10 protein-coding genes are annotated in these 13,680 nt (G+C 65.7%); 8 read left to right on the forward strand and 2 right to left on the reverse strand.

The genetic code is table 11. The features are described 5' to 3' along the window. The first annotated feature begins 913 nt into the window (after positions 1-913). The 4 genes from ISN75_RS11195 to ISN75_RS11210 all read left to right on the forward strand — a co-directional run bounded on the left by ISN75_RS11195 (position 914) and on the right by ISN75_RS11210 (position 6,795). Positions 914-2,638: an IlvD/Edd family dehydratase gene (locus tag ISN75_RS11195; RefSeq protein WP_343821464.1), complete on the forward strand. Its 1,725-nt coding sequence runs from the start codon at positions 914-916 to the stop codon at positions 2,636-2,638. A gap of 296 nt (positions 2,639-2,934) precedes the next feature. After that, positions 2,935-4,062, forward strand: coding sequence for a glycoside hydrolase family 5 protein (locus ISN75_RS11200; protein WP_167258168.1), 1,128 nt, complete (start codon positions 2,935-2,937; stop codon positions 4,060-4,062). A gap of 163 nt (positions 4,063-4,225) precedes the next feature. Further along, a complete protein-coding gene (locus tag ISN75_RS11205) occupies positions 4,226-4,705 on the forward strand; it encodes a VOC family protein (protein ID WP_343821462.1) in 480 nt (159 codons plus the stop codon). 44 nt (positions 4,706-4,749) lie between these two features. Beyond that, positions 4,750-6,795 carry a M13 family metallopeptidase gene (locus ISN75_RS11210; protein ID WP_343821460.1) on the forward strand — a complete coding sequence of 682 codons (2,046 nt, stop codon included), beginning with the start codon at positions 4,750-4,752 and terminating at the stop codon, positions 6,793-6,795. A 69-nt stretch (positions 6,796-6,864) separates the two neighbouring features. On the opposite strand, the gene ISN75_RS11215 is transcribed toward ISN75_RS11210, so the two are convergent. Then, a complete protein-coding gene (locus ISN75_RS11215) occupies positions 6,865-7,443 on the reverse strand; it encodes a TetR/AcrR family transcriptional regulator (RefSeq protein ID WP_343821458.1) in 579 nt (192 codons plus the stop codon). Positions 7,444-7,572: 129 nt separating this feature from the next. On the opposite strand from ISN75_RS11215, the gene ISN75_RS11220 reads away from it, so the two are divergent. The 4 genes from ISN75_RS11220 to ISN75_RS11235 all read left to right on the forward strand — a co-directional run bounded on the left by ISN75_RS11220 (position 7,573) and on the right by ISN75_RS11235 (position 12,600). Continuing rightward, positions 7,573-8,115, forward strand: a complete 543-nt coding sequence (locus tag ISN75_RS11220; protein WP_343821456.1) for a hypothetical protein — start codon at positions 7,573-7,575, stop codon at positions 8,113-8,115. A gap of 113 nt (positions 8,116-8,228) precedes the next feature. Next, on the forward strand, positions 8,229-9,464 hold the full coding sequence (locus ISN75_RS11225; protein ID WP_343821455.1) for an acyltransferase: 1,236 nt from the start codon (positions 8,229-8,231) through the stop codon (positions 9,462-9,464). 377 nt (positions 9,465-9,841) lie between these two features. Beyond that, the gene (locus tag ISN75_RS11230) at positions 9,842-11,122 is read left to right on the forward strand and encodes an SGNH/GDSL hydrolase family protein (protein WP_423385158.1); all 1,281 of its coding nucleotides are present in this window, start codon (positions 9,842-9,844) and stop codon (positions 11,120-11,122) included. Between the two features lie 101 nt (positions 11,123-11,223). Beyond that, complete coding sequence (locus ISN75_RS11235; RefSeq protein WP_343821453.1) at positions 11,224-12,600, forward strand: glycoside hydrolase family 27 protein; 1,377 nt, start codon at positions 11,224-11,226, stop codon at positions 12,598-12,600. A 44-nt stretch (positions 12,601-12,644) separates the two neighbouring features. Here ISN75_RS11235 and ISN75_RS11240 read toward each other — a convergent pair whose 3' ends face one another. Continuing rightward, a complete protein-coding gene (locus ISN75_RS11240) occupies positions 12,645-13,595 on the reverse strand; it encodes a LysR substrate-binding domain-containing protein (protein WP_423385159.1) in 951 nt (316 codons plus the stop codon). Positions 13,596-13,680 lie beyond the last annotated feature (85 nt).

Here is a 13,680-nt window from a genome sequence, read left to right on the forward strand (position 1 = left end):
GAGAGAGAGGGACACTGTTGCGCTCCCGGTTTTCGCGAAGCACTTCACTTCTCCCTCTCCCCGCTGGGGAGAGGGCGGGGGTGAGGGGTGGGTGCTCGCGGCGGCGCTTATAGAGACGAAAGTGCTTGTGTCGGCTCGCATGGAAAGTTGAAGGCGCCTGGCTGGCGTCGGATTGGCGGTTTCGCTCCGTAGGGCCCCTCACCCCGGCCCTCTCCCCGGCGGGGAGAGGGGGATGACGGGCGAGGCGAAAATCGAGCAAAGAGCTCGCGGCGCAGCCGCGGCGTTCCGCTGGTGCGCTTTTGCTCTTGATCTCCAGGGTCCCCTTGGCGCCGGCGGTGAGGGCTGGACGATCAGGCCCCGCAGGGGGCGAGGACAGGAGTCCTCGCCTTTTTGATCAGGGCATGGATGCCCTGTCAAAAAGCCCGGCCAGCCCTCACGGACCCGTAGCAGCGAAGCTGCGGAGGGCGCCAAGCAGGGTGCCCTCTCTTTTTGGTTACTTTTTCTCTGGGCACGCAGAGAAAAAGTAACTCGCCCCGCGGCAGCGGGGCGAAACCCTCGCCAAAGGCGAGACACCCAACCGTCAACGCAACAACCGAGCGACAAAGGCACTGGATTCCAGCTTTCGCTGGAATGACGAGCGAGGCCTACGCCGGGATGACGAAGTTGAGACGATGAGGCCAGACCGTTGCTCACCCCGGCCCTCTCTCCCACAGGGACTACCTTCGGGTCGCCCGGCGGGGAGAGGGAGAAGTGATGTGGCGCTGCATATCGATACATATACACATATCGAAATAGTGAATATTGTTATTTTTGCAATATCGCTACGCCCATTACGATCCTGCCCGTCAAGCCATCCGGCCCGCGCCGCCGCGCGCCGCCGCCCGCTCAACCGCCAAGGATTCCCACGCCACCCATGGGCTCTCCCAAGAAACCGCTCAGGCGCAGCCAGGAATGGTTCGGGCGCGAAGGCAAGCAGGGTTTCTATTACCGCAGCTGGCTCAAGGGGCTGGGCCTGCCCAACGACATGTTCGACGGGCGGCCGGTTATCGGCATCTGCAATACCTGGTCGGAACTGACGCCTTGCAACAGCTCGTTCCGCGAGCTGGCCGAACACGTCAAGCGCGGTGTGTACGAGGCTGGCGGCTTTCCGCTGGAATTCCCGGTGATGTCGCTGGGCGAAACCCAGATGCGCCCCACCGCGATGCTGTTCCGCAACCTGGCCAGCATGGATGTGGAAGAGTCGATCCGCGCCAATCCCATCGATGGCGTGGTGCTGCTGATGGGCTGCGACAAGACCACGCCCGCGCTGATGATGGGCGCGGCCAGCGTGAACCTGCCGACCATCGGCGTATCGGGCGGCCCCTCGCTGTCGGGCCACTGGCGCGGCCAGCCGATCGGCTCGGGCACCGGCGTGATCCGCATGTCGGAAATGGTGCGCGCCGGCGAGCTGGCGCAGGAAGAATTCGTCGAGGCCGAAGCCTGCATGCAGCGCTCCAAGGGCAGCTGCATGACCATGGGCACCGCCTCGACCATGGCCAGCATGGTCGAAGCCTTAGGGTTATCGCTGCCGGAAAACGCGGCCATTCCCGCCGTGGATTCGCGCCGCTACCGCCTGGCGCATCTGTCGGGCCGGCGCATCGTGGAGATGGTGCACGAGGATCTGCGCATGTCGAAGATCCTCACCCGCACCGCTTTCGAAAACGCCATCCGCGCCAATGCCGCGATCGGCGGCTCGACCAATGCGGTGATTCATTTGCTGGCCCTGGCCGGCCGCCTCGGCGTCGAGCTGAGCCTGGACGACTGGGACCGGCTCGGCTCCCACCTGCCCTGCCTGCTCAACCTCAAGCCGTCGGGCGAATACCTGATGGAAGATTTCTATTACGCCGGCGGCCTGCCCGCGGTGCTGCGCGAGATCGCCCCGCATCTGGATCTGAGCGCGCCGACCGCGAACGGCCGCACGCTGGGCGAGAACATCGCCAACGCCCCGTGCTGGAACCGCGACGTGATCCGTCCGATCGAGGAGCCGCTCAAGCCCGAGGCCGGCATCGCCGTGCTGCGCGGCAACCTGGCGCCGCACGGTGCGGTGATCAAGCCCTCCGCGGCCTCGCCACAGCTGTTGCGGCATCGCGGCCGCGCGGTGGTGTTCGAGGACATCGACGACTTCAAGGCGCGCATCGACGACGAGGCGCTGGACATCGACGAGACCTGCGTGATGGTGCTGAAGAACTGCGGCCCGCGCGGCTATCCCGGCATGGCCGAGGTGGGCAACATGCCCTTGCCGCCCAAGCTGCTGCGCCGCGGCGTCACCGACATCGTGCGCATTTCCGATGCGCGCATGAGCGGCACCGCCTATGGCACCGTGGTGCTGCACGTGTCGCCCGAGGCCGCCACGGGCGGCAACCTGGCGCTGGTGCGCGATGGCGACTTCATCGAACTGGACGTGCCCGGCCGGCGCCTGCATCTGGATCTGAGCGACGACGAACTGGCGCAGCGGCGTGCCGCGTGGAAAGCGCCGCCGGCGCCTGAGCGCGGATGGGCGAAGCTCTACGTCGACCATGTGCAGCAGGCTCATCTCGGCGCCGACCTGGACATCCTGGTCGGCGGCAGCGGCTCGGATGTGGCCGGCGATTCACATTGAATGCACATGCAAGACATGCACGTGCAAGCGCTACGCGCTGATGGCCGCGGGCATGCGGCAACTGCAAACGAATAAACATCAAGCACCGCCGCCGATTTCGTAATTGCGCGCCGCGGACGGCCTTCTCAGCATGCATGCCGGCAAGCACGGCCATCGCCGTGCGCCGGACGGAACCGTTCCGTTCCCCACTACTGAGAGGGTTTCCCAATATGCACAGACGCAATTGGTTCGTTGCCCGCAATCGAGTCCTTCCAGCTGTCCGCCGCCTGCCGGCCGCAAGCCGGCCCAGGCCACGGATGCTGCCCGCGCTGCTGCTCGCCGCCGGATTGTCGCTGCTCCCGCTCAGCGGACAGGCGCAGCTGGCCAATCCCACCTACGGCTGGAACCTCGGCAACACGCTGGAGGCTACCTGGTCGGGCGCGGTGATGCCCACGCAGACGCTGATCAACAACGTCGCGGCTGCCGGTTTCAACACGATCCGCATCCCATGCGCGTGGGATCACAACGCTGATCCGAATACGCACGTGATCAATGCCTCCTACATGGCCACGGTGACGCAAGTGGTGCAATGGGCGCAGGCGGCCAATCTCACCGTGATCATCAACGATCATTGGGACGGCGGCTGGTTCGAGAATTCGAACTTCAACAGCTTCGACTCCAACATCAATGCGAAGCTGGTTTCCTACTGGACGCAGATCGCCAACAACTTCCGGGGCTACAACTCGAAGCTGCTGTTCGCCGTGGCCAACGAGCCGCAGGTGTCCTCGCAGGCGCAGACCGCCGTGCTGATGCAGTACTACCAGAACTTCGTCAACGCGGTGCGTTCCACCGGAGGCAACAACAGCACGCGCTGGCTGGTGCTGCAGGGGCCGGGCGGCGGGAACATCGACAACACCCATGACTGGGTCACCACGCTGCCCTCCGACCCGGCCAAGCACCTGGTGTTCGAAGTGCATTACTACGCGCCTTATCAATATGCGCTGATGACCGCCGACGCCACCTGGGGATCGATGTGGTACTTCTGGGGCAGCAACTATCATTCCTCGACGCTGACGACGCGCAACTCGACCTCCGCCAACGAGGAGTCCTACGTGAACGCGGAGCTGCAGAAGATGAACTCGCAATTCACCAGCAAGGGCATCCCCGTGCTGCTGGGCGAGTTCGGCGCCATCCGCCGCACCGGCACGGCGGGCTTGTCGGGCAGCAACCTCAATCTGCATCTCGCATCGCGCACGTATTTCGACAAGTACGTGGTCAGCCAGGCCAACAGCCTGGGCATCCGTCCGGTGTATTGGGACGATAGCGATAATGGCTCCGGCAATAATGCGTTCGGGATTTTCAACCGTTCCACCGGAACGCTGACCCGGCCCGATGATGCCCGTGCCTTGACCGGTGGCGCGGCGCTGCCGCCTCCGGGAGGCTGATGCCGCGAACGCGCTGGAATCAGCCGGCTACGTCGATTCAAATCTCCTGACCGCCATCGACATCGCCCGTCATCGGGCGATGTCGATTCGCGCGGCCTTCGTTCGTCGCATACACGGGAGCGCGTACCCTTGCCCCGCATCGACCCGGACCAGGAGATTTCCAATGAACAGCAAGAACACCATTTGCCTTTGGTATGACGGCACCGCCCTTGAGGCCGCCAGCTTCTACGCGAAAACCTTCCCGGACAGCGCCGTGGGCGCAGTCCACCATGCGCCGGGCGATTATCCCGACGGCAAGCAGGGCCATGTGCTGACGGTGGAATTCACGGTCATGGGCATCCCCTGCCTGGGCTTGAATGGCGGCCCGATGTTCAAGCACAACGAGGCGTTCTCGTTCCAGGTCGCTACCGACGACCAGGCCGAAACCGACCGCCTGTGGAACGCGATCATCGATAACGGCGGCAGCCCCAGCGCCTGCGGCTGGTGCAAGGACAAGTGGGGCCTTTCCTGGCAGATCACCCCGCGCGCGCTGATCGCCGCCATTACCGATCCCGATGCCGCGGCAGCCAAGCGGGCCTTCGACGCGATGATGGCGATGGGCAAGATCGATATCGCCGCCATCGAAGCCGCGCGGCGCGGCTGAGGCCGGCCGCCGCAGAACCGATCCCTGTATCCAAGGAAATACGCATGCCCTGCCCGCGCCGCCTGGCCCCAGCCCTGTTGTCCATCGCCGGGACTTTTTTCGCCGCATCGATATCCGCCGCTGAAACACCTCCTTTCGATACGGCGGAACTGGACCGCTCGGCCGCGCCCTGCGTGGATTTCGATCGCTTCGTCAATGCGCGCTGGCTGGCGGCCCACCCGATTCCGCCGGACCAGGTGCGCTGGGGCGTGTTCGACCAGCTCACGCAGGAGAGCCTGCGCGTGCAGCGCGACATCGCCGAGCACGCGGCCGGCGCGCCGGCATCGGCGGGTGGCGACGTGGCCACGCATCAGATCGGCCTGCTCTACCGCTCCGGCATGGATGCCGCGGCGATCGAGCGCGCCGGCCTGGCGCCGCTGCAGTCCTCGCTCGACGCCGTCGCCAGGCTGAAAACACCTGAGGACACGGCGGCCTTCCTGGCGCGTGCGGCGGCGGACGGCCAGCCGTTCGTGTTCGCCTTCGACGTGCAGGGCGATTTTCGCGATGCGCGGCGGCAGATCGGCGCCGCCGCGCCCGCGGCACTGGGCCTGCCCAGCCGCGACTATTACGCCGACGCACGCTATGCGCGGGAGCGTCGGGCCTATCGCGACTACATGATCCGCCTGTTCCAACTGGCGGGCGATGACGCGCCCGACCGGGCCGCCGACGATGCGCTTGCACTGGAAACCTCGCTCGCCGAAGTGACGCTCTCGCCGGAAGCAGCCCGCCAGCCGGCGAATCAGTTCCACGCCGTGCGTGCGGCCGAAGCGGATCGCCTCACCCCGCATTTCCGCTGGGCGCCGTTCCTCACCGCGCAAGGCCTGCCGGCGACGGCCGAGTTCTCGCTCGCGCCGCCGGCGTTCTTTGCCGGCTTCGACCGCCTGCTGGCCACCGCGCCGCCGGCGCAATGGCGGGCCTATCTGCGTTTCCATCTGCTGGACGATGCGGCGCCCTATCTCGCGCAGGCATTCCAGGATGCGTCTTTCGACTTCCACGGCCGCGCGCTTGCCGGCCAGCAGCAGGACAAGCCGCGCTGGCAACGCGTGCTCGGCACCGTCAATGCGCAGATGGGCGAGGCGATGGGCCAGCTCTATGTCGCGCGCACGTTTTCTCCCGAAGCCAGGCAGCGTGCGCAGGTACTGGTGACGCGCCTGCTGGCGGCGCTCAAGGCCCGCATCGAGGCGCTGGACTGGATGAGCGGCGCCACCAAGGCGCGCGCGCTGGCCAAATGGCGGGACTTCGTGCCCAAGGTCGGCTATCCCGACCACTGGCGCGACTGGTCCGGCCTTGAGCTGTCCGCGGGCGGCTACTACGCCAATGTGCGTGCGCTGGCGCGCTTCAACCATCGCGATGCGATGGCGCGGGTCGGCCAGCCGACCGACCGCACCCGCTGGAGCGTCCTGCCGCAGACGGTGGATGCGTTCTACCGCGCGGAGGACAACAGCATCACCTTCCCGGCGGCGATTCTGCAGCCGCCGTTCTTTTATGCGAATGGCGATGACGCCATCAACTACGGCGGCATCGGCGCCGCCATCGGCCACGAAGCCACGCATGGCTTCGACGACGCCGGCCGCCAGTTCGACGGACAAGGCAACCAGGCCGACTGGTGGACCGCCGAGGACAACGCGCGTTTCAACAGCCGGGCCGACGCGCTGGTGCGCCAGTTCAACGCCTATGCGCCCTTGCCGGACCATCCCGACGTGCACGTCAATGGACGCCTCACCCTGGGCGAGAACATCGCGGACCTCGGCGGCGTACATATCGCTTACGACGCACTGCAGGCTGCGCTCAAGGCGGCCCCCGCGGAGGCGAACCGCCGCATCGACGGCTATACCCAGGACCAGCGCTTTTTCCTGGCTTTCGCGCGGATATGGCGCGCCCGCATGCGCGAACAGCAGACCCTGGTCTACCTGGCGAGCAATCCGCATGCGCCGCCGCACGAACGCATCGTCGGCACGCTGGGCAATGTGCCGGCGTTTGCGCAAGCGTTTCAGTGCAGGACGGGCGATGCCATGCTGCGGCCGGTGAAGGACCAGGTGCGGATCTGGTAACGAAGAAGGCCGCGCTGCGATGGCGCGGCCTTCATGGGGAATGGCGCAGGCATCCCGGCCGCGCGGCGCCTAACGCACGACGGGCGCCGCCAGCCGCTTCAATGCGCCAGCCACGATGTCGCTGAAGACTTTCGCATCGCCATAGGCTCGCGCCGCCAGCATGGCGCCATACACCATGGCCATGAACGCCTCCGCCTCCTGGCGCGCCGATCCCTGCAGCTGGAAGCGGCCCAGTTGCGCGCCGCGGGTCATCACCCGTTCCAGCCAGCCGGACAGGTCGTGGAAGTGAGCCCGCACTTCCTGCGCGAGGTCCGCCGGCAGCGTCGGCAATTCGCTGGCCAGCATGCCGGCCACGCAGAACGGCGCGGATGCATCGGCGATGCACTTCTCCCAATAGCCGGTGTACATGCGCAGCTGCGCATCGGGATCGAAGGCGCCGTCATCCAGGAGCCGGGTCTGCTCCACGATGACGGCGCGGGATTGCTCCACCACGGCTTTCGCCAGGTCGGATTTGGCGGGGAAATGGTGATGGATGCTGGCCTTGCGCATCTGCACCTCGTCGGCGACGTCGGCATAGCTGAAGCCGTTGTAGCCCCGGGTCTGGATCAGGTGGCGGGCCGAATCGATCAATTTCTGCTGGGTATTCATGGAAGCCATCCTATCACTAGGTAGGCATTTATGCACCACTTGACGTTTTTGAATACTTATTGACAGTTACACCTACCTACTAGTAGGTTATGCACTCCATCCCCCCGCAGACACCCTTCCATGAACTCCTTGCGCAACTTCTATCTCCTCCGCGCCATCGCCGCCTTCGCCTGGGTGGCGCTGGCTTTCCTTTCGGCCGCGACTCCGGCACTCGTCGTCGGCGCCCTGCTGGTGATCTATCCTGCCTGGGACGCGCTCGCCAATGTGATCGACGCCCGGCGCAGCGGAGGACTCCAGGTCAATCCCGGGCAGAAATTCAATGCGGTTACCAGCATCATCACCGCCGCGTGCATGGCCGTGGCCTTCGCCCTGCATGGCAATGCGGGCGGCGTGCTGGTGTTCGGCATCTGGGCGCTGCTCGCCGGCCTGTTCCAGCTGGCGGTCGGTATCCGGCGGCGCAAGCTGGGCGGCCAGGTCTTCATGATGATCAGCGGAACGCAGTCCGCACTGGCGGGCGTGATCTTTACCGTCAAGTCATTCGGAACGGCGCCTACGATTGCGGAGCTGGCTCCCTATGCCGCGTTCGGCGGCCTGTATTTCCTGCTGTCGGCGCTCTGGCTGACGTTCAAGCGCCAGCGCACGGAAGTCGCCATGGATCTATCCGGCCGCTGACGTCCGCATCGTGACGAACTACACGCGCGGCCTGCCGGCCGCGCGGATAGCATGGCCGGCTTGCGTGCGGCCGGTAATCCGGCGTGCGGATGACTGCCGGCCACTGTTTACCTATGAATTTTCAGAACAAGAATCAGGCCCTGGAAGGGCTGCGCGGTATCGCCGCGTTGGTCGTGGTGTTCTCGCATTGCGCATGGGCGTTCTTTCCCTATCTGCAATCCGGATTGCCCGCCCACCTGCTCGCCGGCTGGGAGCCGTTTGTCCAGAACAGTCCGTTGACGGTGCTCTATAACGGCACGGCCTCGGTCGCCATTTTCTTCGTCATGAGCGGGTATGTGCTGACGCGCCGGTATTTCGAACAGCCGGAGTCGGCCCGCCTGGACGAAGCGGCCATCAAGCGGTTTCCGCGCCTTGGCGTGCCGGTATTCGCTTCGGTGCTGCTCGGTTATGCGGTGATCAAGCTCGGGCTGATTTCGGACGTCGTGCCCAATGGCCGCCATTTTCTTGGCGATTGGTATCACATCCATGCGCGCATTTTCCTGGCCGTCAAAGACGCGCTGTTCGGCTCGCTGCTGCTCGGCCATAACGGCTACAACTACGTGCTGTGGACGATCAATGTCGAATTGATCGGTTCGATCGGCCTGTTCGCCTTCATGGCGCTGTTCGGCCGATCGCGTTGCGCCGGCATCTGCGCGCTGCTGTGCGCGGGCGCCCTGGTCTGGGAAGGCGAGCCGCCTTATCTGCTCGGCGCGCTGTTCTTCGGCGGCGCCTATCTGCATGCCTGGCCCAAGCCGCCCTCCTCCGCGGTTATCCGCTACCTGCTGCTGGCGCTTGCGCTGGTGCTTGGCGGCTTCCATGCCCAGAGCACGTTCTACGCGCCGCTGCAGGCGCTGGCGGCGTGGCTGGCCGCGCACCATATCCGGGCGGATCCCGCGTTTCTGTTTCCGTCACTGGGCGGCCTGCTGCTGGTCTGGCTGGTGCTCCATTCGAAGACGATGTCCGCCGCGCTTTCCAGCAAGCCGCTGGCCTGGCTGGGCGGTATTTCTTTTTCGCTTTACCTGATTCACAGCATCCTGCTGTCCAGCATCGGGCTGGCTTCGTTCGGCGTGCTGCTGGCGCCGCTGGGTTATCAGGCGGCTGCCTTGCTTGCCTCGCTTATCACCGTGGCTGCGTCGCTGCTGTTGTCGGTGCCGTTCAGAAGCCTGGTCGATCTGCCGGCGATCCGGCTGGCCAGCCGCTTTGGCAAGTGGTCCTTTGCCCGCAAGGCGACGGTCACGCCGCTGCCCACGCGCGAACAAGCCACGCGGCCCGCGGACGTCGATCCGGCGAGGCTGGCGAAGAAAGCCTGATCGCAGCAGCGGCGATTATCCATTCGCCGCAATGGTGGTTAATGCGTTGCTGAAATTATCTTCCGCATTAATGGAATGATTTTCTCCATGGCGCAAGTTGCAGCGGAAATATTTTTCTCGCGCATAAAAGCCCGCTATTTGCATGGACGATAAAAGGTGATCGCCATCGCAGGATTAAAATGCGAGCGCGCCATTAGCGCATAAATGCCGCGCGCCATAACAGAATAACCACGCGCCGGGCGATAGAACGCCAGCGCCCCACCAGCAACAAAGCATGCTTTCCGCGCAACCGCCCGCCTCGACCGGACGGATGGGAAGCTTCTGTCCGCGCCCTGCCCTCATCAACACACGTGCAAATCACCATGGGAGAAATGGTCATGAATAAGCGCGTATTTCAGAGAGGCGTTCGCATCATCGACCTGCTTGGAAAAACCCTTGCCTGCGCCATGCTGGTCATGCTCTTGTCGGCCGCCTGCGTGCAGCCGCCATGGTTCGCGACCTGGTATGCGGCGCCGCAGGATTACAACATCCTGTTTCCAGGCACCACCGTCCCGCCCCTGACGATTTCGAACCAGTCCATTCGCCAGATCGTCCACACTTCGCACGGCGGAAACCTGATCCGCATCAAGCTGACCAATTACTTCGGAACCACGCCCGTCACCTTCGGCGAAGCGCGGGTTGCCCGCAGCACCGGCAATGGCGGCATCGACCTTGCCACCGACCAGGCGCTCCGCTTCGACGGCAGGCGCAGCCTGACCCTCGCACCGGGCGAAGAACGCTGGAGCGATCCAGTGAGCCTGCCGTTTCCCACGCACGCGGATCTCGCGATCAGCCTGTTCGTGCCGCTGAACACGCCCGTCGTCACCACCCACACCATCGGCATGCAGACCAACTACCTTGCCCCCGGCGATCAGGCGTCCGCCGCGGCCATGGGCAGTGCCACGGCCACGGGCAAGTACTACTGGCTCAGCGAAGTGGACGCATCGACGGCCGGCAACTCCGGCGCCACCGACCTGGCGGCGCATCCGTACAAGGTGGTCGTGGCCTTTGGCGATTCGATCACCGACGGCTACGGCTCCACCGCCGACACCAACCGCCGCTGGCCCAACGATCTCGACAATCGCGTGCAGGCCGCGGCACATAGCCTGGGCCGCGCGAGCGTGGTCAATGCCGCCATCGCGGGCAACCGCTGGATCTACGACGGCGTCGGCCCCGCGGCGGTGACCCGCTTCGCCCACGACGTGGCCGGCGTTTCCGGCGCTACGCACGTGATGATCCTGCTGGGCATCAACGACATCGGCATCGGCGAACTCTATCCGCCGCAGAACGTATCCGCCGGCCAGATCATCGCCGCCATGCAGGCCACCATCGCCCAGGCGAAGGCCAGCCATATCAAGATCTACCTGGCGACGATTACGCCGTACAACGGCGCCTCGTACTACGACGCCGCGGGAGAAATGAAACGCGAGGCCGTCAATGCCTTCGTGCGCTCCGCGAACGGCGCCGACGGCGTGCTCGATTTCGACAGCATCGTGCGCGATCCGGCCAACCCCACGACGCTGCTGCCCGCTTTCGACAGCGGCGACCATCTGCATCCCAATGACGTGGGCTACCAGGCCATGGCGGACTCCATCGATCTTGGCCTACTGGAAGACTGAGTTGCGGATTTCATAACCGCAACTGCGGTTTTGCGTAATGCAGCGCGAGCCCGTGTGGCGTTTCATGGGGAGATGCCGAATGGACGGCGGGAGCACCCCTCATGCATCACACCATGCGAGCCGCGCTGCTGATTTTCTCGCTTGCGCTATCGGGCACCCTGGCGGCACAGGAGGTCAGCCCCGCCCCGCCCATGGGCTGGAACAGCTGGGACTCTTACGGCCTGACCATCGACGAAGCGGATTTCAAAGCCAATGCGAGCGTGCTCGCCGGGCTGCGCGCCCACGGCTGGACCTATGCGGTGATCGACCAGGGCTGGTACATGCGCCGCCCCTTCGGCAACACCCTGCAGAACCGCGACTACGCGCTGGATGCCCATGGCCTGCTGGTTCCCGCGCTCAATCGTTTCCCTTCCGCCGCCGATGGACAGGGCTTCAAGCCGCTGGCGGACTGGGTGCATGCGCAAGGCCTGAAGTTCGGCATCCACATCGTGCGCGGCATGCCGAAACAGGCGGTGGCGGACCAGCTGCCCATCGCCGGCTCCGCTTTCCACGCCGGCGACGCCGCCGACACCGCGGATACCTGCCCCTGGGACGACAGCAATTACGGCGTGCGGGACAACGCCGCCGGACAGGCCTACTACGATTCCATGCTGGCCTTGTATGCGGGCTGGGGCGTGGATTTCCTCAAGGTCGACTGCATTGCCGACCACCCATACAAGATCAGCGAGATCCGCCAGATCGCATCGGCCATCCGCAAAGCCGGCCGGCCGATCGTGCTCAGCCTGTCGCCCGGCCCCACCCAGCTGGCGCATGCGGCGGAAATCCGCCAGTACGGACAGATGTGGCGCATTTCCAACGACGTCTGGGATGGCTGGTCGTTCACCCACAAGCGCCCGCAGGACGATTTTCCCATGGGCGTGCGCGACGTCTTCGAGCGCCTGCCGGCCTGGGCCGGCCACGCCGGCGACGGCCGCTGGCCCGATGCCGACATGCTGCCGTTCGGCATGCTCGCCCCGCATCCGGGCTGGGGCGAGGCGCGCCGCTCGCGCCTGAGCCTGGACGAACAGCGCACGTTGCTGGGCCTGCTCGCCATGGCGCGTTCGCCGCTCATCCTGGGCGCCAACCTCACCAGGCTGGACGAGGCGACGCGGGCGTTGCTCACCAACAAGGACGTGATTGCGATCGATCAGGACAGCCACGGCAATCGTCCGGTCGAACCTCTGCCCGCGCGCCTGCAATCGCTGCGCGCATGGGTGGCCGAAGGCCGCGATGGCGAGCGCTATCTGGCCGTGTTCAACCTGGGCGAGCGGCCTTTTGCGCTGCATGCGGACTGGCACGAACTGGGGCTGGAGCCGGGGCGGTATGAGGGGCGCGAGCTATGGAGCGGCCGGCGCGCCGACACCGCGGGCAAGCTGGATATCGAACTGCCCGCACATAGCAGCGCCTTGTTTGCCCTGCGCCGGCTGCACCGCGACTGACACGGGCCCGGCAGCGCGCAGCCTCGCCCGGCCGCCCGCGCGGATCAGCCGCGATCCGCGTTGCCGGCCATCTGCCGAAAGTGTTCGTTCGCGCGCGCCGTCATGCGCGGAAGCTCGGTTGCGAGGAATTCGATAAACGACCGGACGGCGGGCACCATGCCGCGCCGCGACGGGAACACGGCATGCAACTGGTGCGCGGCGATGCGATGGCCGGGCAGCAGCTGAATCAGCCGTCCATCCGCGATCGCTTCGCCGCAAAGATTGAACGGCAGCTGCGCCACGCCGATGCCGGCCATGGCCGCCTGCTGCAGCAGATGGACGTCGTCAGTCACCAGCGCCGGCGCATACTCGATCTCGATCGTGGCGCCGTCCGGCGCCGCCATGCGCCAGCGCGGACGCTCCGCTCCCGCGCCTCCCGGCCCCACTCCGGCCACGCCCTGCAGCGCGGCGGCGGAAGCAAAGGGGCCTCGCTCGCGCACGAAGGACGGACTGGCCGCGAGGACCTGTTCGCTCAGGCCGAACGTGCGCACGACCAGGCTGGAATCGTCCATCGCCGTACGGATGCGCAGCGCGACGTCGTAGCCTTCGCCGATCACATCGACCCGCCGATTGGTCAGGTCCAGTTCCAGGCGCACGTCCGGATGGGCGCGAAGAAATTCGCCGAGGACCGGCGCAAGAAAAAGATGCGCCACGCCGACGGGACAGCTGACGCGCAAGCGACCCGACGGCTTCTCGCCCGCCCGCTCGGCCACTTCCATGGCGGCGCGCGCGGCTTGCGTCACCGCTTCGCATTGGGCATGGAACGCCGCGCCCACCTCGGTCACCCCGACGGCACGGGTCGAGCGCTGCAGCAGCCTGACTCCCAGGCGGCGTTCCAGCTCCGCCACGCGGCGGCTCAGGCTCGACTTGGGCATGCCCAGCGCTCTTGCCGCACCGGAGAAGCCGCCATGCGTGACGACGGCGGCAAACAGGACCAGGTCATTCAGATCTTCCACCACGTGCTCCATGACGGTTGCGCCAGGGCGTTCCACCCGTGGAACGAAGCTTACCGATTTGCCCTACTAATGGAGCACGGCGCCG

This window comes from Dyella marensis (genome assembly GCF_049532885.1).
GTDB classification, from domain to species: Bacteria; Pseudomonadota; Gammaproteobacteria; order Xanthomonadales; family Rhodanobacteraceae; genus Dyella_D; species Dyella_D marensis.

What these genes read in the sequence shown, in the direction of transcription:
- ISN75_RS11195 (WP_343821464.1), top strand. Translation starts at nt 914, where the DNA reads ATGGGCTCTCCCAAGAAACCGCTCAGGCGCAGCCAGGAATGGTTCGGG.
- ISN75_RS11200 (WP_167258168.1), top strand. Translation starts at nt 2,935, where the DNA reads ATGCTGCCCGCGCTGCTGCTCGCCGCCGGATTGTCGCTGCTCCCGCTC.
- ISN75_RS11205 (WP_343821462.1), top strand. Translation starts at nt 4,226, where the DNA reads ATGAACAGCAAGAACACCATTTGCCTTTGGTATGACGGCACCGCCCTT.
- ISN75_RS11210 (WP_343821460.1), top strand. Translation starts at nt 4,750, where the DNA reads ATGCCCTGCCCGCGCCGCCTGGCCCCAGCCCTGTTGTCCATCGCCGGG.
- ISN75_RS11215 (WP_343821458.1), bottom strand. Translation starts at nt 7,443, where the DNA reads ATGAATACCCAGCAGAAATTGATCGATTCGGCCCGCCACCTGATCCAG.
- ISN75_RS11225 (WP_343821455.1), top strand. Translation starts at nt 8,229, where the DNA reads ATGAATTTTCAGAACAAGAATCAGGCCCTGGAAGGGCTGCGCGGTATC.
- ISN75_RS11230 (WP_423385158.1), top strand. Translation starts at nt 9,842, where the DNA reads ATGAATAAGCGCGTATTTCAGAGAGGCGTTCGCATCATCGACCTGCTT.
- ISN75_RS11235 (WP_343821453.1), top strand. Translation starts at nt 11,224, where the DNA reads ATGCATCACACCATGCGAGCCGCGCTGCTGATTTTCTCGCTTGCGCTA.